This window comes from Gehongia tenuis (assembly GCF_014384795.1).
GTDB classification, from domain to species: Bacteria; Bacillota; Clostridia; order Christensenellales; family NSJ-53; genus Gehongia; species Gehongia tenuis.
Map to the genome: position 1 here is coordinate 918,610 of NZ_JACRSR010000001.1, position 24,982 is coordinate 943,591.

Genomic DNA, 24,982 nt, shown 5'->3' on the forward strand with positions numbered 1-24,982 from the left:
AACTAAAAGGAGGGACTATTTTTCATGCAACATCGTGTTTTTGAGATGGAGCTGGCGGGCAGAATGCTGAGCCTGGAAGTGGGTAAGCTTGCTGAACAGGCCGGCGGTTCCGTTATTGTACGATGCGGCGACACCGTGATTTTGGTGTGTGCGACCGTGTCCAAAACGCCTCGGGACGGTATCGATTTCTTCCCGCTGAGCGTTGATTTTGAAGAGAAACTCTATTCCGTGGGCAAGATTCCCGGCGGGTTCATCAAGCGTGAAGGCCGTCCGACGGAAAAGGCCATTTTGACCTCCCGGCTCATCGATCGGCCCATCCGTCCGCTGTTCCCCAAAACCTTCCGCAATGACGTGCAGGTGGTGGCCACCGTTCTGTCGGTGGATACCGATATTCCGCCGGATGTTTATGCCATGATCGGATCTTCCGCCGCTTTGTGCCTGTCCGACGCGCCCTTTGCCGGTCCAACCGGCAGCGTGGTGGTGGGCCTTGTGGATGGGGAGTACATCATCAATCCCACCAGCGAACAGCGTGAGATGAGCCGCATGTACACCACCGTTTCCGGCACCAAGGATGCAGTGATGATGGTGGAAGCGGAGGCGAAGGAAGTCAGCGAGGAGGAGATGCTGAAGGGCATCCTGTTCGCTCACGAAAAGATCAAGGAGATCGTGGCCTTCCAGGAGAATATGCTGAAGGAGCTGGGCATTGAAAAGGTCCTGCCCGAGCCCGAAGAGAAATACAGTCCCGAGGTGGAGCAGGCTGTCCGGGAATATGCGGCGGAGAAGATCCGCTGGAGCCTGGACACCACCGAGCGCTACGAGCGCGAGGCCCGGCAGCAGCAGGTCAAGGAGGAGGTTTTCGAGCATTTCGCTGAAACTTTCCCCGAGAGCGAGAAGGAGATCGACGCGGTGATCTACGATGTCACCAAGGAGATCGTCCGGGATAAGATCATTCATCACAATACCCGGCCTGATGGACGTACACTAAAAGAGGTCCGGCCTATCTGGTGCGAGGTTGGTTTCCTGCCCCGGCCCCACGGTTCAGGCATCTTTACCCGTGGACAAACTCAGGTGATGACGGTGGTCACCCTGGGCGCCATGGGCGAGGTACAGAAGCTGGACGGTCTGTCCGACGAGGATATGAAGCGGTACATGCACCACTACAACATGCCGCCTTACAGTGTGGGCGAGACCCGGCCCATGAGAAGTCCCGGCCGCCGCGAAATCGGCCACGGTGCTCTGGCGGAGCGGGCTCTTCTGCCCATGATTCCCTCGGAAGAGGAATTCCCTTATGCCATTCGTCTCGTGTCCGAAGTGGTGAGTTCCAATGGTTCCACCTCTCAGGCCAGCGTGTGCGGCAGCACCCTGGCATTGATGGATGCCGGCGTGCCCATTAAAAAGCCGGTGGCCGGTGTGGCCATGGGCCTCATCAAGGATGCCGAAACCGGCGAGATCGCCGTGATGACCGACATCCAGGGCTTGGAGGATTTCCTTGGGGATATGGACTTCAAGGTTGCGGGCACGAAGGACGGCATCACCGCTATTCAGATGGATATCAAGATCAAGGGCATTGACGAGGAGATTCTTCGCCGGGCCTTGGCTCAGGCGCTGGAAGGCCGGATGCATATCCTGGGCGAAATGCTGAAGACCATTGATGCACCGCGGGATCATCTCTCTCCCTATGCGCCCAAGATCATCCGCTTCACCATCAATCCCGAGAAGATCCGCGAGGTCATTGGGCCTGGCGGCAAGATGATCAATAAGATTATTGCCGAGACCGGCGTCAAGATCGATATCGAGGACGATGGACGGGTGTTCATCTCCACGCCCGATGAAGCGGCCGCAGCCAAAGCCCGCCGCATGATCGAGGCCATTGCAAAAGACATCGAGGTGGGTGAGATTTACCTGGGCAAGGTGGTCCGCCTGATGACCTTCGGCGCTTTTGTGGAGCTTGTTCCCGGCAAGGATGGCATGGTGCATATCTCCAAGATCTCTCCCACCGGCAAGCGGGTGGAGAAGATTGAGGATGCGGTCAAGATCGGCGACGAGCTGGTGGTCAAGGTCAACGAGATCGACCGCCAGGGCCGTGTGAACCTGACCTGCCGCGGTATTACCGAGGAGGAGCGCAACAGCGTTTTGTCCTAGTCCTAACCATACAGAAAGCTAAAACGGCCGCAAGGCCGTTTTTTTCTGTTGCATAGATGATTCGCCTCACGAATAGGTATAGATTATCTAAAAACCTATACGAAAGGGGATCTCCATGCGTTCATTCTATTTGCGCTACAAGGGCCGTGCGGCCAGCAATCTGCTCATTTTGGCTCTCATCGTGATCATTTATCTGGTCCTCATGAACGGTTCGGTGCGCTACACGCTGAGCCGCATGAGCGGCGATCCCATCCGAAAAGCTGAAAATGCCGAGGGTCAGGTGGCTTTTTTGTGCAATGTGGATTGGGGCGAGGAATATCTACCCCAGATGATGGAGATTTTAGAATCAAAGGGCTGCAGTGCCACCTTCTTTTTGACGGGCCGCTGGGCGGAAAAAAATCCCGATATGGTAAAGACCTTGGAAGCGTCAAATTTTGAGATCGGCAACCATGGCTATCAGCACAAGAATTACAGCACTTTGAGCCGGGATGCCAACCGGGAGCAGATTCAAAAGGCGGAGGACGCCATCGTGGCAGCGGGTGCGTCGCCTTCCAAGCTCTTTGCACCGCCCTCCGGGGATCACGGTCAGCAGACACTGGAAGCGGCCTCTGCGCTGGGTTACGAGACAATTTTGTGGAGTCTTGATACCATCGATTGGCGGGATAAGGATGCCAGCGTTCTGGTACAGCGCATCCTGAAGAATCCAAGCGATGGGGATTTCATCCTGATGCATCCCACGGAGCAGACCGTCAAGGCGCTTCCTCAGATTATTGACGGGCTCCAGCAAAAGGGGTTTGAGATCAAGTGCGTATCCGATCTGCTGCCATCGTCTTGACGTAGCGCAAATGAAGGAGCTGTGGTAATATGGTTTTACAAAGGAGAAAAGCATGGCTGAATTGACGAAGTTAAGCAATGGGCTCAGCATTGTGTGCGAACCCATCGAACATTGCCGCTCTGTGTCCGTGGGCATCTGGGTGCCCGCGGGTCCGGTGGATGAGCCGGGCAACGTGGGCGGCATTTCCCATTTCATTGAACACATGGTTTTCAAAGGAACGGAGCACCGCACGGCCCAGCAGATCAGTGTGGACATGGATCGGGTGGGCGGGCAGCTCAACGCCTTCACGGCCAAGGAATGCACCTGCTTCTATACCCGTGTGATGGATGAGCATGCGGATCTGGCGGTGGATGTGCTCTCCGATATGGTGCGCTGTCCCAAAATGGATCCGGAGGATATTGCACGAGAAAAAGGGGTGGTGCTGGAGGAGATTTCCATGGTGGAGGATACGCCGGAGGATCTCGTCAATGAGATGCTCTCGGAGGCCTTCTTTAGGGACAATCCTCTGGCAAAGCCTATCTTGGGCACGGTGGACAGCGTTTCGGCGCTCACGCGGGAGGATATTCTTGGCTACATGAACAGGCACTACTGCGCCAACAATCTGGTGCTTGCGGTGGCGGGAAACGTGTCCATGGCTGCGGTGTGCGACCTGGCGGAGAAATATCTCGGTGATTGGCGGTGCAAGGATCTGGAGCCGCGGACGCTGCCGGTTTTCGATCATTTTGAGTGCCAAACCCGGGTGAAGGAAAAGAGTATCGAACAGGCCCATTTGTGCTTTGGACTGCCCGGTGTATCCAATGTGGATGAGGACTTCTATGTGACGCTGGCCCTCAGCAACATCCTGGGCGGCGGCATGAGTTCCCGGCTGTTTCAGACCATTCGGGAGGAAAAGGGCCTGGCTTATACCGTCTATTCCTACCCTTCCAGCTATCGAAACGCTGGGCTTTTCAGCATCTATGCCGGGACCAGCCCCAAGAATCTGGAGGAGGTTACGGAACTGACAGTGAAGGAGATTGTCAAGCTGAGGGAAGGCGGCGTCGATGAGGAGGCCGTGGCCATGAGCAAGGATCAGTTGAAGGGCAGCTTTATCCTGAGCCAGGAAAGCGTCTCGGCACGCATGTCGGCGCTGGGCAAGAATCTATTGCTTCAAGGTAGGATCATCCCCGAGGAGGAAGTTCTGGAACGAATCGATGCCATCACGGCAAAGGATTTGCGGCGCGTGATGGACCGCCTCCTGGGCGGGCCGATATCGGTGGCCTGCATCACGCAGAAAGGGGAGGGGCAGCTGCCCTATCTCTATGATATAAAACTATAAAGCGGACAGGGGGTCGTGTAATGGACAAGCTGGATACCATCTTTATGATGCAGCAAAAACTGAACGAGGATATTCGGGTGCGGCGCAATCTGCCCCAGTATTCTCCGGAGGAATGGGTGCAAAAGCATGCCATGGCCATGGTGGCGGAGCTTTCCGAGGTGCTGGACGAGGTCAACTACAAATGGTGGAAGAAGCCCAAGGAACTGAATCATGCGGCGCTTAAGGAGGAACTGGTGGATGTGTTCCATTTCTTCCTCAGCATGTGTCTGGAAGCGGGCATGACTGCCGAGGATCTATACAGGGTCTATCTGGACAAGAACAAGGAAAACTTTGATCGGCAAATGGGCCTGTCGGCCAAGAAGGGCTACGAGCTCTAAGGGGGATTGATTTTCCAGAAGGCCCGTTTCAAGGGGAATAAAAAATCACCGCTCACGGCAAACTAAAAAAAACGTGAAGGTGGTTTTTTTATGTGCCAAAATCAAGAAAACAATCCTCCTGAAAATCCGAAGCCGACCATAGAAAACAGCATTTCCGGACTGGGTGTGCCGCAAATTCCCATGGCGCCCAATTCGCCCATCTACTGTGTGGCTATTGTGGGCCAGATCGAGGGCCACATGATCCTGCCGCCCCAAAATAAGACCACGAAGTATGAACACGTGATTCCACAGCTTTTGGCCATCGAACAGAATCCCGATATTCAAGGATTTGTGCTGATGATGAATACCGTGGGCGGGGACGTGGAGGCGGGACTTGCCATCGCCGAGATGGTGACCAGCATGACCAAACCCTCCGTTTCTTTGGTGCTTGGGGGCGGACACTCCATTGGCGTTCCCATGGCTGTGAGCACCAACTATTCCTTCATCACGCCCACCGCCACCATGACCGTCCATCCCATCCGCATGACGGGCATGATTATCAGCGTGCCTCAGACCTACGACTACTTCAACAAGATGCAGGAGCGGGTGGTAAGCTTTGTGGTGGAGCATTCCCACACCACGCGGGAGAAATTCATGGAGCTTATGATGAGCACCGGAGATATGGCAAACGATGTGGGCACGGTGCTGGTGGGAGAGGAAGCGGTGAACGCGGGCATCATCGATGCGGTGGGCGGCCTTTCCGACGCCATGGCTAAACTTGAGGAGATCATCGGCGGTGATCCCGCATGATCTTGCATACCATCGTTCCCATGGAGGAGGTGCTGAAGGGCATGGATAAGCTTTCAGCAGAGAATCTCGAGGAAGTGTGCTATCACGGCGTCTCCATGGTGGTGGAGCCCGTGGGACGGGGCCGGGGCCGAATCGTCCGCCTCCTTTCAGCCGATCCCGCTCGTTATCTTGATGCTGAGCTTTCACCAGGCAGCATTATCCGCTACGAGTGAATAATGACATCTTTTGTCGTAAGGACCGGGGCTTGTTCTAAGCCCCGGTCCTTTTTCATAAGTTGTCCCATAAAGCGAAAATCACTTGCGCATTTTGTTAGCATATGCTAACATAGAACCAGGGTAAATGATATCTGTTATCAATAAGGAGCGATGAAGATGCGCACTTTGAAGGATCTGAAACCCGGTGAAAAGGGGACTGTCCGCAGGATCGCCGCCGATCCGGCACTTCGCAGACGCCTCATTGAGATGGGGATCACCCAGGGCAGCGAACTGACCGTTCGGAAATATGCGCCGCTTGGGGACCCAATCGAGGTTTCAGTCCGGGGATGTGAGCTGGCTTTCCGCCTCAATGAAGCGGAAAAGATACAATTGGTGGGATGATTTACAAATGAGTTGCCTTGGGCAACTTATTTTTTCGAAGATATATTGAGAAATATTCTCAATAAGGGGAGGATGGACGAATGATATCGTTGGCCCTTGCTGGCAATCCAAACTGTGGGAAAACGACACTTTTCAATGTGCTGACCGGCAGCAACCAGTACGTGGGGAACTGGCCCGGTGTGACGGTGGATAAGAAGGAGGGCACTTTCCAGCTGGATGGGGAGGAAATTCGGGTGGTGGACCTTCCCGGCATCTATTCCCTGTCTCCCCATACGGTGGAACAAAAGCTTGCCCGGGATTTCCTGATTGAGGAAAAGCTCGATCTCATCGTCAACATCGTGGATGCGGGTAATCTTGAACGCAATCTGTACTTGACCTACCAGGTACTGGAGCTGGGCATCCCCACTATCATCGTGCTCAATATGTTCGATGAACTGGAGGCTTCGGGCAGTACCGTGGATGTGGCGCTGATGGAAAAACGCCTTGGGGCCATGGTGGTTCCCATGTGTGCTTCCAAGCGCAAAGGCGTAAAAGAATTTCTAAAACGGCTCCACGCCGTTGTGCACCATCCTGAGCGGGCGGTTAAGCCTTTCTTTCCCGCCTACGATCGCAACTTGATGGCGCTGCTGGGCCAAAGCGGCCTCGATCTGCCTTACTGGAAGGTGCTCTCCCTGCTGGAAGGGGAAACGGAGGCCGAAGAGGTCGGACAGTTCGTGGAGACCCAAAACAATGAGCTTGCTGAATTGTCCACGGAGGAGCGGGAAAAACTGGACGCTCTGGCCGGGCGTGTCCGGCGTCAGTTTGGTGAGGATGCGGAGGTGGCGGTGCCCGACCTTCGCTACAAGAACATCTCCGTCCTTGTGAAACAGGTGCTGCGAGCCGGCGGGCGGAACGTCAACGCCCGCACCGAAGCCATCGACAAAGTGCTCACGCACAAGATTTTTGCGCTGCCCATCTTTCTTCTCATCATGATGGCGATCTTCCTCATCACCTTCGGTCCCATCGGCAACTTTTTGAGCGGCGGCGTGGAGTACCTTTTTGGTGATGTCATCACGCCCTTTGTGGATGGGCTGCTCGTGGATGCCGGCGCTGCGCCGTGGCTTCAGTCGCTGATCGTGGGCGGTATCTTGAGCGGCCTGTCCAGCGTCCTTGTGTTTTTGCCCCAGATTACTCTGCTCTTTTTGTGTCTTTCCATCATGGAGGACAGCGGCTATATGGCGCGGGCGGCCTTCATCACCGACAGGATCATGCGGAAATTTGGTCTTGGCGGCAAGTCCTTCATTCCCATGTTGATGGGCTTTGGCTGTACGGTGCCGGCGCTCATGGCGTGCCGGACGCTGGAAAGCGAGAAGGAGCGGAGACTCACCATGGTGATTACGCCCTTCATGTCCTGCGGAGCCCGGCTGCCCGTTTATGCCATGATGGCGGGAGCTTTCTTTGCCAAGAATCAGGGGCTTGTGATTTTTGCCATCTATCTGCTGGGCGTGGTCATTGCGGGACTGTCCGGCGTGCTTTTGAACAAGACGGTGCTGAAGGGGGAGTCATCGCCCTTCGTGATGGAGCTGCCGCCCTACCGCCTGCCCACGCTGCGCAATCTGGTGCTTCATGTATGGGATAAGGTCAAGGGTTTCTTGGTCAAGGCGGGCACCGTGGTGTTTTTGGTGGCGGTTTTCCTCTGGTTTGCGCAAAGCTTTGACACCCATCTTGCCATGACCGATGATATCTCCACCAGCATTCTGGCCAAAATGGGCAATTTCATTGCGCCCATATTCACGCCTCTTGGCTTTGGGGAGCCCATTCCCTCCGTGGCATTGGTCACCGGCTTTTTTGCCAAGGAGGCGGTGGTGGTGACCACCGGCATTCTTACCGGAGCGGCGGGCGACGCTCAGCTTGGGGCGGCGCTTGGCGGCCTGTTTACGCCGCTGTCGGCGTTCTCCTTCATGGCTTTTGTACTGCTTTATATTCCCTGTGCCGCATCCATGGTCACACTGGCCAAGGAGATGCGCAGCACCAAATGGACGCTGTTTGCCGTAGGCTATGGACTGGTGACGGCCTATCTGGTGGCCCTCATCATCTTCCAGGGCGGACGCCTGCTCGGTTTTGCATAAGAGGTGATCTTGATGAATGTACTGGAAATCTGCCGTCAGAAATTGCAGGAGGGGGGTCTGCGCCTGACCCGGCAAAGGGAACAGATCCTCGCCGTCATGTGTGAACACCAGGGGGAGCATCTCACCAGGGAGGGGATATCCAATCTGGTTCAGCAGGAATATCCCTCCGTGGGCAAGGCCACGGTGTATCGCACCATCACGGTTTTTGAGAAGCTGGGCATCGTATCCCGCAACAATTTGGACGAGCGGGTGCGCTATGAGCTTGCCGATCCCGCGCAGGCCCATGAGCATCATCATATGATCTGTTTGGCCTGCGGCAAGATTGCAGAAATGCGGGGAGACTTTTTGGAGACCCAGGAGCAGATTCTTCTCAGGGACTATGGATTTCATGTGGTGAACCATCAGCTCAAATTCTATGGGTACTGCCGGGACTGTGCAAAGGAGCAGGAACTATGATCAATTATATTTTGGGCGCGCTCATTTTCGGCGGCGCCGCCTTTGTCGCCTACAAGCAAATCAAGAAACTGAAGCGGGGCAAGGGCTGCGCCTGCGGCTGCGGCGGTTGTGCAATGCGCAGGCAATGCGATAAGAGCGACAAATTGTAAAAGCACTATTTTTGTGTTATAATCGGACGAAATCAAGAAAAAAGGGTGAGGGATACGGAACCAAAGAAACAGACCCATAAAAAGGGCATCACCTGGCTGCTGAATCTTTTGGTGATTCTATGTCTGCTGGGCGCGTTGATCTGCGGCTACCTCTATTTTAAGGATCTGAATGAGGTCAAAGAGGGCGAAGCGGAGTATGAGAAAGTGGATCAGTATGTGGTGGAGACAACGCCGCCCGCTGCAGAGAACGACGTGGAAATTGTTCCGGAACCCTGGCGGATTGCCATCGACTTTGATACCCTGCTTTCGGAGAACTCCGATGCCTGCGGCTGGATTTACATTCCGGAAACGCCGGTCAGCTATCCTGTGGTTCAGGGCAGGGACAACGACGAGTATCTCTACAAAAGCATCTATGGAAACTATTCCGTGTGCGGCAGCATCTTTGCCGATTATCGAAACGCCTTGTTGCCCCGTCTCGCGGACAGCAACACGGTGCTGTACGGACATAACATGGGCGGCAACCGTACGAGCATGTTCTCCAGCCTCCTTGAGTACAAGGAAAAGAGCTATTACGATGCCCATTCCCTGTTGCAATTTGATACGACGGCAGGTACGGGGACTTGGACCATCTTTGCCGCATTCAACTATGATGTTTCGGTAAAGGATGATTTCAGCTATATCCAAACTCAGTTTGCGGATGAGGCGGCCTTTGACAGCTTTGTTTCGGAGGCGAAAAGCCGCACGCCCTACGATACCGGCGTTAAGGTCCAATATGGGGATCGGATTTTGACCCTCAGCACCTGCGACCGCAGCTACAACGGCGCCAACGGCCGTTATGTGGTGATGGCGGTGCTTACCGGGGGAACCCTGTAATAAGACCGTCAAATGCGCTCAGCTTCGGCTGAGCGTTTTTTTATTGGACCGTAAGTTAATCTTAAGAAATTCCTAATTCGTCCTTTCAAAATGAAATCCCATGCTGTGGTTCAATGGTATCAGAAAGCTTGAAAGGAAGAATGCAGTCATGTTGAAAAACATTGCCGTCCTGTTTGGCGGCTGCTCCACGGAATATGAGGTGTCCCTTCAGTCGGCCAGCGCAGTGCTGAAGGCCATCAACCCCGATAAGTACCAAGTGTTTCCCCTGGGTATCACCCGAGAAGGCGAATGGTTTCTCTACAGCGGACCCTTGGCAGGCATCCGGGAGAACCGTTGGTGGAGGGATGAAAAACATCTGGAGCGGGCCGTTCTGTCTCCCGACAGACACACTCACGGACTTACGGCCGCGGGGCGGGAGATTCGGCTGGACGGCGTTTTTCCCGTTCTTCACGGCAAAAACGGCGAGGACGGCACGGTGCAGGGTCTGGCGGAACTTGCGGGTATCCCCGTTATCGGCTGCGACCTTTTGAGCTCCGCTCTTTGTATGGATAAAGCATTCGCCCATGAAGTGGTGGAAAGGGCGGGCATTCCAGTTCCGGCATCGGTGGTGCTGCATGAGGACGATTGGCGGGAACGGCTGCCTGAAATCGAGGGGATGGCTTATCCCTTGTTTATCAAGCCGTCCCGTTCCGGTTCCTCCATTGGGATTACCCGGGTGGAGGAGGAGAACGGACTTGTTCCCGCCATCCAGGAAGCCTTTATCCACGACAACAAGGTGCTGGTGGAGGCTGCGGTGAAGGGGTTTGAGGTGGGTTGCGCCATTTTGGGCGGCCGGGAACTCGTTGTGGGCGAGGTGGATGAGATCGAGCTTACCCATGGTTTTTTCAACTATGGCGAAAAATACACCCTGGCAACCTCCAGAATCCACACCCCAGCCCGGCTGGAGAAATCGGTCCGGCAGCATATTCAGCGAATGGCGGAAAGAATCTATCGGATTCTTGGATGCTCCGGATTTGCCCGAGTGGATCTGTTTTGGACCGGCAAGGAAGCTGTTTTTAATGAGGTGAACACCATTCCGGGCTGCACGGAACACAGCCGGTATCCGGCCATGATGAAAGCGGTGGGCCTCGACTTTCCCGCCATGATTGAAAAGCTGATCGCTGTCTCCCTGGAGGAGAGCCATGCGGGCTAGGGAGGGCAGCGGCGGTTTGGATGCCTTTCGAGTGGCGGCCGCGCTCCTCGTTGTAGCCATTCATACCTCGCCTCTTGAATCGGTGAACGGAACCGCGGATTTTGTGCTGACCCGGATCCTGGCCCGGGTGGCCGTGCCCTTCTTCTTGATGGTTACGGGCTTTTTTCTGTTGCCGGCAATCCGGCGTGGGAAAAAGGGTGTGCTGCGCCATTTCCTTGTCAAGACGGCTATGCTCTATGGGGCCGCAATCCTGATCTACCTGCCGGTGCTTATTTATAATGGTTATTTTGTAAACGAGGGACAACCCTGGCTGTTTTTGAGGGATCTGCTGCTGGAGGGCACCTTCTATCATCTTTGGTACCTGCCCGCCAGCATGCTGGGCATGTTGATCGTTGTGGGGCTCATGAAGTGGTTCCAGGATCGAACGGTGCTTTTTGTTGCGGCGGTTCTCTATGGGGTGGGTCTTTTGGGGGACAGCTACTATGGTTTGACCCAGCAGATCCCGCTGCTCTCGGATTTCTATGGAGCCCTTTTTTCCATAATTGATTACACAAGAAACGGCCTGTTTTATGCGCCTATTTTCCTGTGTCTGGGATTGATGGCCAGGGACATGAGGATTCCCAGATCCGGCCTTGGACTGGGAGCAGGCTTGGCCCTGATGATCATGGAAGGGCTCATGCTGCACCATTTTGCATGGCAGCGCCATGACAGCATGTATTTATGGCTTCCCCTGGTGATGGTGTATCTGTTCGCCTGCCTTCTCAAAGTGCGAAGTCCTGCAAAACCGTTCCTGAGACGATTTTCCATGGCGGTGTACATTCTGCACCCCATGGCTATCGTGCTGGTGCGGGGTGCAGGTAAGGCGCTGCATCTCAAAGGGCTTATGGATATCAGCCCGCTCTACTACCTTGCTGTTGCGGGGCTGTCCGTTCTGGCAGCGGGACTTTATGCGAAGATCGCCGAAAAGGGGAACGACGCTCGGGAGCGTGCCTGGGTGGAGATCAATCTAAGAAATTTATACCACAATGTGGAGGAACTGAAAAAGCTTCTGCCGGAAGGATGCGCCCTTATGGCGGTGGTGAAGGCGAACGCCTACGGCCATGGCGCGGTGGAAATCGCCCGGGCGCTGCATAAAGCGGGCATAACGGCATACGCTACAGCTACGGCGGAGGAAGGGGTACAGCTGCGGAAAAGGGGCATCCGCGGAGATATCCTGGTTTTAGGCTATACGCCGGCCAGCGAGCGGAAAAAGCTGAGAAAATACCGGCTCATACAGACCGTAGCCGACAGCGACCACGCAAGAGCCCTCTCCGGAAAGAAGCCGATTCGGGCGCATGTGGCTGTGGATACGGGCATGCACCGGCTGGGAGAGGATTATGCCAGGATTGACGAACTTTGCACGATTTACCTTGAAGCCGGACTCAAGGTGGAAGGGCTCAGCACCCATCTATGTGCGGCGGACAGTACCAAGGAGGAAGATATCCTTTTTACCTACCGCCAGATCGAACGTTTCTGGCAGGTGGTAAAGGCGCTGAAGGCGCGAGGCGTGGAGCCCGGAAAGCTCCATTTTCAGAGCACCTACGGTCTTCTCAACTACGATGGCACCGGATGCGCCTATGCCCGGGTTGGAATCGCTCTGTACGGCGTTTTAAGCTCGCCGAATGGTCTGGTAAGGTCCGAGCTGGACCTTCGGCCTGTCCTTAGCTTAAAAGGCAAAATAGGGGCCATCCGCGAGATTGAGGAAGGGGAGACCCTGGGTTATGGCAGAGCCTATCGGGCCAAAGAAAAAATGACAGCGGCGGTGGTGACGCTGGGCTATGCGGATGGAATTCCCCGGGGGCTGACCGGCGAAGCCCTGGTCCATGGCCGGCGGGTGCCCATCGTGGGACGCATCTGTATGGATCAGCTCACTTTGGATGTGTCGGGGATTGAGGACGTGAAGGCTGGAGATGTGGTAACGCTGATTGGCCGGGACGGCGAAGCCTTTATTTCGGCGGAAGAGGCGGCGGCGGGAGCCGGAACCATTACCAACGAACTATTGAGCAGGCTTGGACCGCGTCTCGGCAGGGTGGTCCTATCCTGATGGTAAAAAGCGCACCCCACATTTTAGTGAGGTGCGCTTCACCGTTGGTGCCGAAGACCGGGATCGAACCGGTACGGGAGGTTAGTCCCGCAGGATTTTAAGTCCTGTGCGTCTGCCAATTTCGCCACTCCGGCCGAACGTATTTATTTTACTTCGGCCGGAAGGGTCTTGTCAACAGCGTCGGCACTGACTGTTCCAGTCGGTCCGTCCACCCTGTGGAAACAGGGGCCGGCGGAAGAATTCGCTGCAGCAGCCCGCATTGCAGTGGGAGCCGGGCCGAGGGCAGGGCCGCTCAAAGCCGCAGCTTGAGTTCATCCGAGCATAAGCTTCCACCACCACTTTGGCGGCAAGGTCCACCGAAACACAGCAATTCCGAACGGGATAACAACCCCGTGGAATCATCAGCTTGACACTGGCGCGCACGTTGAAATCCCGGCAGCGTGGTACGCATACCACAGCGTCAATGGGCAGTTCAATCTCACCTTTGATGCAGCAGGGCCGGCAGCTGCCCGGCGGGCAGTAAGCCACTTCCACCGGTACACAGACTCTGCCCTTGACGCAGAATTTTCCGCATCCGATGCTGCAGATATTGAGTCCATGTATGGGTGCTTCCTCCACGCAGCCCGTACCCTTGATGATTTCTATCTCGCAGCAGGCGTTAGGCATGGCTTGAAGCCGCATGGGCACTTGGCAATAGCGTTCCTCAAAGAACACCGCGTCCAGCACCTGACAGGGCCAATTCGGTTCCGGACAGCAGGGCCAGGGCGTGGGGCGCCAGGGGGAGGGTTCGGGACAGCAATTGGACTTGGCGCTCGAGATGCACGGATCGCGGCGGCAAGGATCTTGACAATCATAGAAGAACATGATGGGTCCTCCTTCTCAGTTCGTAATGGATCGGGTACTTATGGTATTATATGTGGCGAAATAGGCAATGGTTCTATTGAGGTGTTGATCCCCGGATATGCCTTGGTTGCGCCAATTGGATTGACGGGGTATAATAGTAAAGTTATATGTGTCCGGAAATTAACATAATCAAAAAGGAGGGAAGCTTTTGGCTTCAAAAGGAAAAAAACTGAAGATCATGTTCCTGGGCGGTTTGGATGAGATCGGAAAGAATATGACCGCAATGGAATATGGCGATGATATCATCGTGATTGATAGCGGGGTTCGCTTTCCGGAAGAGGAAATGCTGGGAATCGACCTTGTGATCCCGGATATCAGCTATCTGGTGAAAAACCAGCATAAGGTGCGGGGATTCGTAATCACCCACGGCCACGAGGACCATATCGGGGCCGTTCCCTATGTGATTCGTCAGGTGAATGCCCCCATCTATGGTTCCAATCTGGCCCTTGCGCTCATTGAAAACAAGCTCAAGGAACACCGCATCACAAACGCCAAACTGAATCGTGTGAAGGCGGGGGACAAGCTGCAGCTGGGTTCGTTTAACATCGAGTTTATTCACGTAAACCACAGCATCAACGATGCGTTTGCGCTGGCGATCCACACCCGTGTGGGCACGATCATCCACAGCGGCGATTTCAAGGTGGATTTTACACCGGTGCATGGCACCGAGCCCATCAATCTCCGCAAGTTTGGCGAATTGGGCGAGAAGGGCGTGCTAGCCCTGCTGATGGAGAGCACCAATGTGGAGCGGCCGGGGTACTCGCTGTCCGAGCAGAAGGTGGGTGAGTCCTTCCGCAACCTGTTTAAGGATGCCAAGGGAAGGATCATCGTGGCAACCTTCTCTTCCAACGTGGACCGGATTCAGCAGATCGTGGACGCGGCGGTGATGCTGGACCGCAAGGTATTCTTTGCGGGGCGGAGCGTGGAGACCATCTACCGCATCGCCACGGAACTCGGCGTGCTTAAAATTCCCAAGGGATACGCCGGCAATATTGATCAGATCAACAACCACAAGGATGATAAGATAGTGCTGGTTACCACGGGCAGCCAGGGCGAACCCATGAGCGGCCTTGTGCGCATGGCCAATGATGAACACCAAAAGGTGGGCATCAAGCAGGGGGATCTGGTGGTCCTTTCCGCTTCGCCCATTCCCGGCAACGAGAAAGGCGTCAGCCGTGTGATTGACCAGCTCTTCCGCAAAGGCGCCAATGTGATCTATGAATCGCTGAACGAAGTGCATGCGTCCGGACACGCCTGCCGTGAAGAGCTTAAACTGATTCATACGCTGGTGCAGCCCAAATATTTTATCCCCATTCATGGGGAGCACCGCCATTTGATGCGTCATGCACAGCTGGCTGAGTCGCTGGGCATGCCCAAGGAAAATATCTTTGTTGCGGAGAACGGCGCCTGTATTGAGATGAATCGGAATTTTGCCCGGTTGGGCAATCCCATTCCCACCGGCGCGGTCCTGATCGACGGCCTGGGTGTGGGCGATGTAGGCAACGTGGTGCTCCGCGATCGCCAGCATCTTTCCCAGGACGGCCTGGTGGCGGTGGTGATGACCTTGTCCAAGGAGAACCGGCAGCTCATTTCCGGCCCCGATATCATCTCGAGAGGCTTTGTATTTGTCAAAGAATCGGAGGAGCTCATCGAAAATGCCAAGGATGTGGTGAGGGATGTCTTGGCGGAGACCAGCGGACAGAAGATGACCGATTGGTCTGCGATCAAAATGTCCATCCGCACCAAACTGCGCAACTATTTCTTTGATCAAACCAAGCGCAGTCCCATGATTCTGCCGATCATCATTGAGATCTAGAAGATAGAAAGAGGCTAAGGGGGTAGCCGCCATGCAGTGGATGGCGACGCTGATCGTGTGTATGGCTGCGGGTATCGGCGTGGGCATTGTCTTGATGCGCCGCAGGGTGAAGAAATTCAGTGCCGACCGCTGGATCGGACCGCTGCTTTATGGATTGCTCTTCTTATTGGGCATTTCCCTTGGAACCAAGCTGGAAGCCATTGATTCAGTGGGGGAGCTGGCGCTTGAGGCGCTGGCTCTTGCCGCCGCTTCGCTTCTGGGCAGCGCGGGCGTTACCTTTTTCGTCATCAGGCTTTTGGATCGGAAAAAGGGGAGGGCCGCCCATGAAGATGACGCTTAAGATCGTGCTCAGCATAGGCCTTGGCGTGGCTGCCGGCCGGCTTCTCCCCCTTGAGCAATACGCGGGGCTCGTGGATGACCTGGTATCCTTTGGCATCTCAATCCTGGTCTTTTTGGTGGGATGCTCCATTGCCCAAAGCGAGGGCACCCTTCTCGCCTTCCGCAAGCTCAATTTTAGATTGCTGGTTACCCCTCTCTCCGTGATCTTTGGCAGCCTTCTGGGCTCCTTAATCATGGGTTTTCTCTTTGCCATGGCGCCCCATGAATCCATGGCGGTGGGGGCGGGCTTTGGCTGGTACACCCTTTCCGGGGTACTCATTGGACAAAGCGATCCGGTCCTTGGCAGCGTGGCGCTTTTAGCCAATGTTTTCCGTGAAATTATGGCTTTTGTGCTCATCCCCGTTTTGGGAACGAGGCTTCCAAAGGAAGTGGCCGTTTCCACCGCCGGGGCCACGGCTATGGATACCACTCTGCCCGTTATCGTCAAGGCTTGCGGCGTCAAGGCCACTTTGACGGCGGTGGTCAGCGGGATCCTGCTGTCCATGGTGGTGCCGCTATTGGTACCGCTCATTTATGGCATGACTTGACAGTTTTAATCCTTTTTTAAAGGATTCGTAACGGGCAGGGCCGGCGATTCCTTGCTTGTTTGTCCATAAAAAGATATAATGGTCTCAAATCATTTGGTGATATGGAGGGATTGGATGCCTGAAGTCAAAATTGCACCTGGCAAGTCCAACCAAACCTCAAAATCTAAACCTTCCCAAACGAAGCCGAGCCACGGTGAGACCGCGGTTCGTTCAGTGTGGAAGGTTGTTCGCGCCATTTTGGTGTTTATCACCAGCCTGGTGCTGGTGGTGGGCGTGGTTTACCAGGGCTGGCAGTTCGTCTACAATCGTTATTTCGCGCCCAGTGACGCCAGCGACAACACGCCGGTGATGGTCAGCATCTCCCGGGGATCTTCCATCAACACGGTGGCCAGCGCCCTGTACGAGGCGGGCGTGGTGCGAAACAAGGGTATTTTCAAGTACTATGTGGAGCTCACCGATCGGGGAGCGGATCTGAAAGCGGGCAACTATCAGCTGAGCCGTGGCATGACCATGGATGAGATCATCAGCGAGCTCACCAGCGGCGAGGCTTCCAGCAACGTGACCACCTTCCTGGTGACCGAGGGCCAAAACGTGGAAATCATGGCCCAATCGCTGGTGCGCCAGGGCGTGCTCAAGAACACCGATGAGTTTCTGGCCCTATGCAAAAATCCGGAAATCTTCCGGGAGGACTACGATTTCATTGATACGCTGATGAACGAGGATACCAGCCAGCGCAAGTATATTCTGGAGGGCTATCTATTCCCGGCCAAGTACGAGATCTATCTGGACTCCACGGCGGAGGATATCATTCGCCGCATGCTGGATAAGACGGACAGCGTCCTCACCGATATTTACCGCAGCCGTGCGGAAGAGCTGGATATGAGCGTGGACGAGGTGCTCACGCTGGCTTCCCTCATCGAGAAGGAATCCAAGACCGCCGATTTCAAGAAGGTTTCCGCGGTCTTCCACAACCGTTTGAAGCGGGATATGAATCTTGAATCCTGCGTGACGGTTCAGTATATCCTGAACACCCACCGGCTCAATCTCACAAACGAAGACATCTCGGTGGATTCGCCCTACAACACCTATAAGAACAAGGGACTTCCCGAAGGGCCCATCGCCAATCCAGGCCAGGCTGCCATTGAAGCGGCGCTCTACCCCGATGAGGATTTCAGGTCCGAGGGTTACCTGTTCTTCTGCGTGAAGGAGCCCACCTCCGGAGAGCTGTATTTCTCCAAGACGGCGGCCGAGCATCAGCGGGCCACCGAAGAATTCAGGCCTCTTTGGGAACAGTACGACCAATCTCAGGGCAACTGATGAAAATCACAAAGGACCGCTTCGGATTTTGGCCGGAACGGTCCTTTTTGACGGAGGGATGAAGATGAACGTACCCGAGCTTCTGGCGCCGGCGGGCAGCCCGGAACGGCTGAAAAGTGCCATCCTTTTTGGCGCTGATGCGGTGTATCTTTCGGGCAAGCATTTCGGCCTTCGGGCCCAGGCGGAAAATTTTACGACCGAGGAGCTGGCGAAGGGTATTGCCTACGCCCATGAACGGGGCAGGCGCTGTTACGTGACATTGAACAAGATTCCCCGGCAGCGGGATCTTAGCGATCTTGAGGCCGCTATTGAGGAAGCGCGGGACACAAAAGCGGACGCGGTGATCGTATCCGACCCCGGAATCATGCGCGAGGTGCAGCGCATTGCGCCGGGACTTCCCATTCATCTGAGTACGCAGGCCAACGCCACCAATGCGCCCAGCTGTAAATTCTGGTATGATCAGGGCGTGCAGCGCATTGTTTTTGCCCGGGAACTCTCCCTAAAAGAGATGGGGGAGATCATCGCAGCCTCACCGAAGGATTTGGAATTTGAATGCTTTATTCATGGCTCCATGTGTATCTCCTATTCGGGACGGTGCCTGATGAGCAACTATTTTTCCAGCCGGGACGGAAACTCCGGCGCTTGTGCCCAGCCCTGCCGTTGGAAATACGCGGTGATGGAGGAGAAGCGTCCCGGCGAATACTTCCCGGTGGCGGAGGACGCCTACGGCACCTACATCTTCAATTCCAAGGACCTGTTCTGGATGCCCCACATCAAGGAGCTGGCCGAGATCGGAATACATTGCTTCAAGATCGAGGGACGGATGAAGACGGCCTACTATACCGCCACCGTCACCCGGGCCTATCGAAGGGCCTTGGACCGCTACAGCGCGGATCCTGAACACTTCAGGATGACCGAGGAGGATCAGGCGGAGGTGATGAAGGCCGGACAACGGGAATTTACCGACGCCTTTTATGAGGGCCCGCTGGAAAAGAACAGCCAGCTTTACGACCGATCCCGAAATACGGCCAGTTATGAATTCTCCGCCATGGTGCTGGACTACGATGAAAGTGGCGGAAGGGTGTTCCTCCAGCAGAGAAACAATTTCAGGGTGGGGGACCGGCTGGAGGCACTGGCCTATCACGAACTTCCAAGGGAGGATTTCGTGGTGGAGCGCATGATGGATGAGGAAGGAAATGAGATCAAAGTGGCGCCCCATCCGATGCAGAAAGTATGGGTGGACTGTAATCTGCCTCTCATGCCGGGGGATATGCTGCGAAAATGCAAAAAAGCTTAAATCCGAAACCGCAAGGCCGTATGCTTTGCGGTTTTTTTACTCACGATAAAGTTGACAGCCTGACCTAAAAGGGAGATAATGAATGCAAATGCAAATGATTTGCAATAACACGATTTCAGGGGGCAAGCATGAAAAAAGTTACGGCATTGATACTGACTGCGTGTCTATTTTTTTTGCTCGGCGGCTGCGCCGGCCAGCAGGCGGGCGATGATGGCAAACTGCAGGTGTACACCAGTTTTTATACCATGTACGATTTCACAAAGAAGATTGGCGGGGACAGGATCGCCTGCGTAAATTTGGTACCCACCGGTGTGGAGCCACACGATTGGGAGCCGTCCACGTCCGATATCCGCAATCTGGAGAACGCCGATATGTTTATCTACAACGGCGCCGGTATGGAAACCTGGGCGGAGAAGGTGATCGGTTCCCTCAGCAACGAGGAACTGACCGTGGTGGAAGCCAGCGCCGGGGTCAAGCTCATTTCAGAGGGCAGTGGGGAGCACGACACCGATCCCCACGTGTGGCTCAATCCCCAAAATGCCAAGCTGGAGATGGAAAACATTAAAAACGCTCTGGCACAGAGGGATCCCGATAACAAGGATTACTATGAGGCCAACTACGAAACCTATGCCGCCCGGCTGGACGAGCTTGACGAACGCTACCGCACCACGCTGGAGGCCTGCTCACTGAAGGACATGGTGGTGGCCCATGAGGCCTTTGGATATCTCTGCGAGACCTACGGCCTCAATCAGGTGGCCATCGAAGGGCTGCAGGCGGACAGCGAGCCTTCCGTGTCCAGGATGGCTGAGATTGTGGATTTCGTTCGGGAAAACAAGGTGCGTTATATTCTCTATGAGGAGCTGATCAGCCCCAAAGTGGCGGAGACAGTGGCCCAGGAGGCGGGGGTAAAGACGGCCATGATCAATCCGCTGGAAGGGCTGAGCGAGGAGGCCATCCAGGCGGGCGAGGATTACATCTCCGTCATGGAATCCAACCTTGAAACCTTGAAACTTGCATTGGAGTAATGAGCATGACTGTATTGGAAGTCGAACACCTATCCTACGCCTACGGTCCTGTCCACGTGCTGAAGGATGTGTCCTTTAAGGTGGAAAAGGGAGATTTTGTGGGCATCACCGGCGCCAACGGCACCGGCAAGAGCACCTTGCTTAAACTCATTTTGCGGCTGCTCCATGGCAGCGGCACCATTCGGGTGATGGGCGATGAGCATTTCAAGGACTACAGCAAGGTCGGCTACCTTTCCCAGAAGGTTACCACCTTCAACAGCGATTTTCCAGCCACGGTGGACGAAGTGGTTCGGGCCAATCTCTATCCCAAAATCGGCTTCCTGCGCCGGTACAGCGGCAGAAAGTTTGGGGCGGAGGTGGACCGGGCCCTGGCAATGGTGGGAATGACGGGCTACAAGCATCATCTCATCGGTGAACTGTCCGGCGGACAGCAGCAGCGGGTGTTCATCGCTCGAATGCTGGTGGCGGAACCGGAGATTCTGCTGATGGATGAACCCACGGTGGGCATTGATCCCAAATCCCTGGCGGAGCTGGTGGAACTCATTGAGCGGCTCAATAAGGAGGGCATGACCATTTTGATGACCAGCCATGACCTCCATTCCCTGCGGGGAGCCAACAAGATTCTGACCCTGGAGGATGACGGAACGGCGTTCATGCAGGATGCCAAGGGCTATTTTGCGGAAGGAGCGGATCATCATGGACATATTTAGTTATGATTTCATGATTAAAGCTTTTCTGGTTGCCATCATGATCTCGCTGATCGCACCCTGCATCGGTATGGTGATCGTGTTGAAAAGGATGTCCGTGCTGGGCGAGACCCTATCCCACAACGCCCTTGCTGGCATCGCTCTGGGGCTTGTTATGGGCATCAATCCCGTGCTGGGCGCGGTGGTGTTTGCACTGCTGGCCGTATTCAGCATCGAATTCGTGCGCAAGGCTATGCCGCGCTATTCGGACCTGGCTACGACCATTGTGCTTTCCGCAGGGATCGGCCTTGCCGCCATCTTTTCCGGATTCATTAAAAACGGCGCCTCTCTCAACAGTTTCCTGTTTGGCAGCATTGTGGCCATCAGCGATTTTGAACTGTTTTTGACTTTGGGGCTGGGAATCGTCGTTTTGCTCATTTCCTTTTTGTTCTACAAGGAGCTGTTCTATGTGACCTTTGATGAGGAAGCGGCCAAACTGGCCGGTGTGCCGGTAAAAACGGTGAACTTTATTTTCATGCTGATGACGGCGGTGACCATTGCCGTCGCATCCCGCACGGTGGGCGCGCTCATCATTTCCTCGCTGACGGTGGTTCCCGTGGCCTCCGCCATGATGCTGGGCAAGAGCTATAAAAAGACGCTGCTGGCCTCCATCGGCTTTGCCCTTGGCTTCACCATTGTGGGGCTGTTCATCGCTTATTACGCCGACCTCAAGCCGGGAGGTACCATCGTACTGACGGGCGTAGCGGTGCTCATTTCCATGGTGGCCTTTAAAAACCTGTTTCGAAAGGCGTGAAGAGCATGGATGCACATGAAATTCTGATGAGCTGCGGCCTCAAAGTCACCCGGCAGCGGCAGGCCATTGTGGAGTATCTGATGGATGCGGCCATGCCGGTGACCGCAGAGGAAATCTATAGAGCACTGTCCCAGAAGGAGGTCAGTCTATGGCTGTCCACCATCTATCGCACATTGGAACAGCTCAGCGCCAAAAATGTGGTGCGCAAGACCATGCTTCGGGAGGAAAAGAACTGCTATGAGCTTGTCCGCGAAGGGCATCGGCACTATTTGATCTGCCTTGGCTGCAACCGCATGATCGCATTGGACTCCTGTCCGCTTCATGGTATGAAGCTTCCAGCGGGCAACGATCGTTTTCAAATCACCGGTCATCGCCTGGAGCTTTATGGTTATTGTGAAAAATGTCAAAGGGATCATCATTGACAGGCCGCAGGGCCTGTTTTTTATAGGGCCAGGCACCGGACAACATTCCCAGCGCATAGACTGAAGGGTGAATAGAGGAGGGGTTAAAAATGTTGAGTGGACTGGCACTTTTGCTGCATGAGATGATGCTTTTTGTTTCCTATGTGGGAAGCGGAAGCTCCTTTCCAAAACCCATGAAGCCGGAGGAGGAACAGGAAGCGCTGCAAGCCTACCATGCCGGCGATCAGCAGGCTAAAAATAAACTTATCGAAAGAAATCTTCGGCTGGTTGCCCACATTGCGAAGAAATATGAGGGCGGCAACCGCTCCACGGAGGACATGATTTCCATCGGCACCATCGGGCTCATCAAGGCGGTCAACACCTATGACGGCAGCAAAGGAACCCAGCTTGCTACCTATGCTGCCCGTTGCATAGAAAATGCTATGTGCTCATGAAGGCCTAAAATGATGAATCAGCCGCTGCAGAAGCTCCCGCTTGCTCTCCAACGGAAGGTCGGAATTTTCAAGATAGTTTAGAATCATCTCACCGTGGAGCTCCGCCTTAAGACGTGCCAGCTCCTCCTGGGACTCCTCCATGCCATTGACTTTTAATTCCACGTTTTACACCTCTTTCTCTATCATATCTATGAGGCAAAAGGTGCGTTCCATGTTACTGAATTTCAGCAAAAATATATTCAAACCACGGCCGATGTGGTATAGTAATTAAAAATCCATGGATTGGAGACATACAGGTGAAAACAGGATTGGTGATTGAAGGGGGCGCGCTCCATGGGCTATACCGGGCGGGCGCGGTGGATGCTTTGATTGCAAGCGGCATTCATGTGGATTACTGCGTTGCATCGGGAGAGGGTATCTGGCACGGAGCGGCTTTTCTGGCTCATAAGGAGGGGCGCATGTGGGAGTATGAGCTTTCCCGAATTGTTCATCCCAAACAGGAGGACCGTGAAACACTGAACGATTCCGCCTTTTGGAAAAATAAGACGCGATTCTTGGCCGTTTTAACGGATATTGACAGTGGACAAGCCCTTTATGTTGATAAGGAACACCTGGAGATGGCGCTGGAGGACGCGGAGCGCTGTGAAGATGGTGCGATCACCGATCCCATACCGGTGCAAAGAGCTTTGGAGGATGGCTGTGATCGGGTCATTGTGATTGTAAGTGAGGAATGCAGCTACGCCATGGAACCGGAACGGGCGCCTTTGAAATACAAAAAATATCCTGCTTTGTCCGCTGCGGTGGAGCGGCGGCATGAGCTCTATAATCGAAGCCGTCAGCTGCTGACCCGTTTGGAGGATGAGGGCAAGGCGCTTTTGATCGTGCCCAGCGGCCCCATCGGTATTGGCCGGCTGGAACGAACTAAAAAGCTTCGCGAACTCTACGAGATTGGAAGAAGCGACTGCCTCAACATGCTGGATACTTTTCGGCAGGAACTGTATGATTGGGGTTGTTTGAACAAAAACTAAACAAGGCTCAGTCAAGGAGGTGACGGTCATGCGCACGGTGAAGGATCCCGAGGAACGGCGGGCTGAAATCGTCGAGGCGGCTCGGGAATTATTTCAGCAAAAGGGCATTGCGGGCACACGGATCAACGACATCACGGAAAAGGTTGGTGTGGCCCTGGGACTTTTCTACTATTACTTCAAATCCAAGGAGGACATCGTTCAGACGGTTTTCGAGGAACTTTTGGAGCATCTCGATGCCGTTGCTGACGCCGTTGCGGGGGACGAGGACCTCGATTTCTATCGGAAGATTGTGTGCATGATGGATCTCTATATGGATAATGCCTGGCAGCTTCAAGCTCTGGAGGACGGCGAACAAAGACAGTTTTACCAAAAGGCGGAGGATCATTTGCTGCGTTACTGCCTTGATGTTATGAAACAGGGCGTTGAGCAAAAAATTGTACGCATCGCGTATTCCGAGGAGATGGCGATGGTTCTGTTTTATGGGATCAAAGAGTTTTCCCGGGAAAAGCCGCTGGAGCGGGAAGAACTACTGACCTTGGTGGAGCAGGGCCTCAATCTGGCCTGCGGTTCCCTGCGTGACTGAGCAGATACCCTAATTTATTCAGTGAAAGGAATTTGACAGTGAAGGCATTGATTACGGGGGCCAGCTCCGGCATAGGCCGGGATATGGCGCGAATTTTGAGCGCAAAGGGTTATGAGCTTTGGCTGGCGGCGCGGCGGACGGATCGCCTGGAGGAACTGAGAGAGACGCTGCCCCATCCGGCTCACGTGCTGGGAGTGGACCTCTCCCGGGCGGAGGCCTGCCAGGAGCTTCACAGCCGTTTGAAGGAGGTGCGGCTGGATCTTGTCATTAACAATGCAGGATTTGGTCTATTTGGAGCCTTTGCCGAAGCCGATCTGGAGCGGGAGCTGGCCATGATCGATACCAATATCCGGGCCGTGCACATTTTAACCAAGCTTTTTCTCCGGGATTTCAAGGCGCGAAACCAAGGCGCCATTTTAAACGTATCCTCTTCGGCAGGCTTTTTTGCCGGGCCCCTGCTTTCTACCTACTATGCAACCAAGTCCTACGTGCTGCGTTTAACGGAGGCCATTCACGAAGAACTGCGCCGGGACGGCAGCGCTGTTTATATCGGCGCCTTTTGTCCGGGCCCCGTGCGGACGGAATTCGATGACGTGGCCAATGTGCGGTTCAGTGTCAAAGGGCTGACCAGCGAACGGGCCGCCCGTCTGGCCATCGAAGGTATGGAAAAGGGCAAAATGTTGATTATGCCGGGCAGCCTGATGAAGCTTGCCCGTTTTGGCGGACGCTTCGCTCCGGAACAGCTCATGCTCCGCCTTTCCTATCACATGCAAAACCGAAAGAACGGCTGAACATATTTTCTCGCCGCTCCTGCCT

27 protein-coding genes, 1 tRNA gene and 1 pseudogene are annotated in these 24,982 nt (G+C 54.8%); 26 read left to right on the forward strand and 3 right to left on the reverse strand.

What is annotated here, in order from left to right; genetic code table 11:
• The first annotated feature begins 24 nt into the window (after nt 1-24).
• The 13 genes from H8696_RS04575 to vanT all read left to right on the forward strand — a co-directional run bounded on the left by H8696_RS04575 (nt 25) and on the right by vanT (nt 12,915).
• Complete coding sequence (locus H8696_RS04575) at nt 25-2,142, forward strand: polyribonucleotide nucleotidyltransferase (protein ID WP_249315179.1); 2,118 nt, start codon at nt 25-27, stop codon at nt 2,140-2,142.
• A gap of 115 nt (nt 2,143-2,257) precedes the next feature.
• On the forward strand, nt 2,258-2,977 hold the full coding sequence (locus tag H8696_RS04580; protein ID WP_249315181.1) for a polysaccharide deacetylase family protein: 720 nt from the start codon (nt 2,258-2,260) through the stop codon (nt 2,975-2,977).
• Nucleotides 2,978-3,029: 52 nt separating this feature from the next.
• Nucleotides 3,030-4,292 (forward strand): M16 family metallopeptidase, encoded by a 1,263-nt coding sequence (locus H8696_RS04585; protein ID WP_249315184.1) that lies wholly within the window; start codon nt 3,030-3,032, stop codon nt 4,290-4,292.
• 20 nt (nt 4,293-4,312) lie between these two features.
• Nucleotides 4,313-4,669: a dUTPase gene (locus tag H8696_RS04590; RefSeq protein ID WP_249315186.1), complete on the forward strand. Its 357-nt coding sequence runs from the start codon at nt 4,313-4,315 to the stop codon at nt 4,667-4,669.
• 90 nt (nt 4,670-4,759) lie between these two features.
• The gene (locus H8696_RS04595) at nt 4,760-5,458 is read left to right on the forward strand and encodes a ClpP family protease (RefSeq protein ID WP_249315188.1); all 699 of its coding nucleotides are present in this window, start codon (nt 4,760-4,762) and stop codon (nt 5,456-5,458) included.
• Nucleotides 5,455-5,670 carry a YlzJ-like family protein gene (locus H8696_RS04600; RefSeq protein ID WP_249315189.1) on the forward strand — a complete coding sequence of 72 codons (216 nt, stop codon included), beginning with the start codon at nt 5,455-5,457 and terminating at the stop codon, nt 5,668-5,670. The genes H8696_RS04595 and H8696_RS04600 overlap by 4 nt, the downstream gene beginning before the upstream one ends.
• A gap of 159 nt (nt 5,671-5,829) precedes the next feature.
• On the forward strand, nt 5,830-6,054 hold the full coding sequence (locus H8696_RS04605) for a FeoA family protein (RefSeq protein ID WP_249315190.1): 225 nt from the start codon (nt 5,830-5,832) through the stop codon (nt 6,052-6,054).
• Nucleotides 6,055-6,134: 80 nt separating this feature from the next.
• Entirely contained in the window at nt 6,135-8,162 is a 2,028-nt protein-coding gene (gene feoB / locus H8696_RS04610; RefSeq protein ID WP_249315191.1) for a ferrous iron transport protein B, read from the forward strand.
• Between the two features lie 12 nt (nt 8,163-8,174).
• Nucleotides 8,175-8,618, forward strand: a complete 444-nt coding sequence (locus H8696_RS04615; RefSeq protein WP_249315192.1) for a Fur family transcriptional regulator — start codon at nt 8,175-8,177, stop codon at nt 8,616-8,618.
• On the forward strand, nt 8,615-8,767 hold the full coding sequence (locus H8696_RS04620; RefSeq protein ID WP_249315194.1) for a FeoB-associated Cys-rich membrane protein: 153 nt from the start codon (nt 8,615-8,617) through the stop codon (nt 8,765-8,767). The genes H8696_RS04615 and H8696_RS04620 overlap by 4 nt, the downstream gene beginning before the upstream one ends.
• A gap of 45 nt (nt 8,768-8,812) precedes the next feature.
• Nucleotides 8,813-9,640 (forward strand): class B sortase, encoded by an 828-nt coding sequence (gene srtB, locus H8696_RS04625; protein ID WP_249315196.1) that lies wholly within the window; start codon nt 8,813-8,815, stop codon nt 9,638-9,640.
• Nucleotides 9,641-9,788: 148 nt separating this feature from the next.
• Entirely contained in the window at nt 9,789-10,832 is a 1,044-nt protein-coding gene (vanG, locus tag H8696_RS04630; protein ID WP_330605334.1) for a D-alanine--D-serine ligase VanG, read from the forward strand.
• Entirely contained in the window at nt 10,822-12,915 is a 2,094-nt protein-coding gene (gene vanT / locus H8696_RS04635) for a serine racemase VanT catalytic subunit (RefSeq protein WP_249315202.1), read from the forward strand. Before vanG ends, vanT begins: the two co-directional genes overlap by 11 nt.
• A gap of 45 nt (nt 12,916-12,960) precedes the next feature.
• Here the strand turns inward: vanT and H8696_RS04640 are convergent.
• Together H8696_RS04640 and H8696_RS04645 are read right to left on the reverse strand one after the other, a co-directional pair.
• Nucleotides 12,961-13,049, reverse strand: a tRNA-Leu gene (locus tag H8696_RS04640).
• A 37-nt stretch (nt 13,050-13,086) separates the two neighbouring features.
• Nucleotides 13,087-13,779, reverse strand: coding sequence for a hypothetical protein (locus tag H8696_RS04645; protein WP_249315204.1), 693 nt, complete (start codon nt 13,777-13,779; stop codon nt 13,087-13,089).
• 187 nt (nt 13,780-13,966) lie between these two features.
• Between H8696_RS04645 and H8696_RS04650 the strand changes: the two genes are divergently transcribed.
• The 10 genes and pseudogenes from H8696_RS04650 to H8696_RS04695 form a co-directional block, all read left to right on the forward strand.
• Nucleotides 13,967-15,634 (forward strand): ribonuclease J, encoded by a 1,668-nt coding sequence (locus H8696_RS04650; protein ID WP_249315206.1) that lies wholly within the window; start codon nt 13,967-13,969, stop codon nt 15,632-15,634.
• A gap of 31 nt (nt 15,635-15,665) precedes the next feature.
• Complete coding sequence (locus H8696_RS04655; protein WP_249315209.1) at nt 15,666-15,974, forward strand: LysO family transporter; 309 nt, start codon at nt 15,666-15,668, stop codon at nt 15,972-15,974.
• A complete protein-coding gene (locus tag H8696_RS04660) occupies nt 15,958-16,560 on the forward strand; it encodes a lysine exporter LysO family protein (RefSeq protein ID WP_249315211.1) in 603 nt (200 codons plus the stop codon). The genes H8696_RS04655 and H8696_RS04660 overlap by 17 nt, the downstream gene beginning before the upstream one ends.
• Nucleotides 16,561-16,674: 114 nt before the next feature.
• A complete protein-coding gene (gene mltG, locus H8696_RS04665; RefSeq protein ID WP_249315213.1) occupies nt 16,675-17,877 on the forward strand; it encodes an endolytic transglycosylase MltG in 1,203 nt (400 codons plus the stop codon).
• Nucleotides 17,878-17,941: 64 nt separating this feature from the next.
• Nucleotides 17,942-19,174, forward strand: coding sequence for a peptidase U32 family protein (locus H8696_RS04670; RefSeq protein ID WP_249315215.1), 1,233 nt, complete (start codon nt 17,942-17,944; stop codon nt 19,172-19,174).
• Nucleotides 19,175-19,302: 128 nt separating this feature from the next.
• Nucleotides 19,303-20,199: a metal ABC transporter substrate-binding protein gene (locus H8696_RS04675; protein ID WP_249315217.1), complete on the forward strand. Its 897-nt coding sequence runs from the start codon at nt 19,303-19,305 to the stop codon at nt 20,197-20,199.
• Nucleotides 20,200-20,204: 5 nt separating this feature from the next.
• A complete protein-coding gene (locus H8696_RS04680; RefSeq protein WP_249315218.1) occupies nt 20,205-20,909 on the forward strand; it encodes a metal ABC transporter ATP-binding protein in 705 nt (234 codons plus the stop codon).
• Complete coding sequence (locus H8696_RS04685; protein WP_249315220.1) at nt 20,896-21,699, forward strand: metal ABC transporter permease; 804 nt, start codon at nt 20,896-20,898, stop codon at nt 21,697-21,699. Before H8696_RS04680 ends, H8696_RS04685 begins: the two co-directional genes overlap by 14 nt.
• A 5-nt stretch (nt 21,700-21,704) precedes the next feature.
• On the forward strand, nt 21,705-22,121 hold the full coding sequence (locus tag H8696_RS04690; RefSeq protein WP_249315222.1) for a Fur family transcriptional regulator: 417 nt from the start codon (nt 21,705-21,707) through the stop codon (nt 22,119-22,121).
• Nucleotides 22,122-22,210: 89 nt separating this feature from the next.
• Nucleotides 22,211-22,540, forward strand: a pseudogene (locus tag H8696_RS04695) (sigma factor); the annotation flags it as partial.
• Between the two features lie 9 nt (nt 22,541-22,549).
• On the opposite strand, the gene H8696_RS04700 reads toward H8696_RS04695, so the two are convergent.
• A complete protein-coding gene (locus H8696_RS04700) occupies nt 22,550-22,717 on the reverse strand; it encodes a hypothetical protein (protein ID WP_249315226.1) in 168 nt (55 codons plus the stop codon).
• Between the two features lie 134 nt (nt 22,718-22,851).
• On the opposite strand from H8696_RS04700, the gene H8696_RS04705 reads away from it, so the two are divergent.
• From H8696_RS04705 to H8696_RS04715, 3 genes are read left to right on the forward strand one after another with little or no spacing between them, the layout of a single operon-like run.
• Nucleotides 22,852-23,583 carry a patatin-like phospholipase family protein gene (locus H8696_RS04705; RefSeq protein WP_249315228.1) on the forward strand — a complete coding sequence of 244 codons (732 nt, stop codon included), beginning with the start codon at nt 22,852-22,854 and terminating at the stop codon, nt 23,581-23,583.
• Between the two features lie 28 nt (nt 23,584-23,611).
• A complete protein-coding gene (locus tag H8696_RS04710; protein ID WP_249315230.1) occupies nt 23,612-24,166 on the forward strand; it encodes a TetR/AcrR family transcriptional regulator in 555 nt (184 codons plus the stop codon).
• Nucleotides 24,167-24,204: 38 nt separating this feature from the next.
• A complete protein-coding gene (locus H8696_RS04715; protein WP_249315231.1) occupies nt 24,205-24,957 on the forward strand; it encodes an SDR family NAD(P)-dependent oxidoreductase in 753 nt (250 codons plus the stop codon).
• Nucleotides 24,958-24,982 lie beyond the last annotated feature (25 nt).

Bases quoted from the DNA above. Each gene is read 5' to 3' on its own strand.
- vanT (WP_249315202.1), top strand. From the start codon at position 10,822: ATGCGGGCTAGGGAGGGCAGCGGCGGTTTGGATGCCTTTCGAGTGGCG.
- H8696_RS04615 (WP_249315192.1), top strand. From the start codon at position 8,175: ATGAATGTACTGGAAATCTGCCGTCAGAAATTGCAGGAGGGGGGTCTG.
- H8696_RS04685 (WP_249315220.1), top strand. From the start codon at position 20,896: ATGGACATATTTAGTTATGATTTCATGATTAAAGCTTTTCTGGTTGCC.
- H8696_RS04670 (WP_249315215.1), top strand. From the start codon at position 17,942: ATGAACGTACCCGAGCTTCTGGCGCCGGCGGGCAGCCCGGAACGGCTG.
- H8696_RS04680 (WP_249315218.1), top strand. From the start codon at position 20,205: ATGACTGTATTGGAAGTCGAACACCTATCCTACGCCTACGGTCCTGTC.
- vanG (WP_330605334.1), top strand. From the start codon at position 9,789: ATGTTGAAAAACATTGCCGTCCTGTTTGGCGGCTGCTCCACGGAATAT.
- feoB (WP_249315191.1), top strand. From the start codon at position 6,135: ATGATATCGTTGGCCCTTGCTGGCAATCCAAACTGTGGGAAAACGACA.
- H8696_RS04660 (WP_249315211.1), top strand. From the start codon at position 15,958: ATGAAGATGACGCTTAAGATCGTGCTCAGCATAGGCCTTGGCGTGGCT.
- H8696_RS04600 (WP_249315189.1), top strand. From the start codon at position 5,455: ATGATCTTGCATACCATCGTTCCCATGGAGGAGGTGCTGAAGGGCATG.
- H8696_RS04710 (WP_249315230.1), top strand. From the start codon at position 23,612: ATGCGCACGGTGAAGGATCCCGAGGAACGGCGGGCTGAAATCGTCGAG.
- H8696_RS04620 (WP_249315194.1), top strand. From the start codon at position 8,615: ATGATCAATTATATTTTGGGCGCGCTCATTTTCGGCGGCGCCGCCTTT.
- H8696_RS04580 (WP_249315181.1), top strand. From the start codon at position 2,258: ATGCGTTCATTCTATTTGCGCTACAAGGGCCGTGCGGCCAGCAATCTG.
- H8696_RS04595 (WP_249315188.1), top strand. From the start codon at position 4,760: ATGTGCCAAAATCAAGAAAACAATCCTCCTGAAAATCCGAAGCCGACC.
- H8696_RS04690 (WP_249315222.1), top strand. From the start codon at position 21,705: ATGGATGCACATGAAATTCTGATGAGCTGCGGCCTCAAAGTCACCCGG.
- H8696_RS04655 (WP_249315209.1), top strand. From the start codon at position 15,666: ATGCAGTGGATGGCGACGCTGATCGTGTGTATGGCTGCGGGTATCGGC.
- mltG (WP_249315213.1), top strand. From the start codon at position 16,675: ATGCCTGAAGTCAAAATTGCACCTGGCAAGTCCAACCAAACCTCAAAA.
- H8696_RS04585 (WP_249315184.1), top strand. From the start codon at position 3,030: ATGGCTGAATTGACGAAGTTAAGCAATGGGCTCAGCATTGTGTGCGAA.
- H8696_RS04645 (WP_249315204.1), bottom strand. From the start codon at position 13,779: ATGTTCTTCTATGATTGTCAAGATCCTTGCCGCCGCGATCCGTGCATC.
- H8696_RS04575 (WP_249315179.1), top strand. From the start codon at position 25: ATGCAACATCGTGTTTTTGAGATGGAGCTGGCGGGCAGAATGCTGAGC.
- H8696_RS04605 (WP_249315190.1), top strand. From the start codon at position 5,830: ATGCGCACTTTGAAGGATCTGAAACCCGGTGAAAAGGGGACTGTCCGC.
- H8696_RS04675 (WP_249315217.1), top strand. From the start codon at position 19,303: ATGAAAAAAGTTACGGCATTGATACTGACTGCGTGTCTATTTTTTTTG.
- H8696_RS04590 (WP_249315186.1), top strand. From the start codon at position 4,313: ATGGACAAGCTGGATACCATCTTTATGATGCAGCAAAAACTGAACGAG.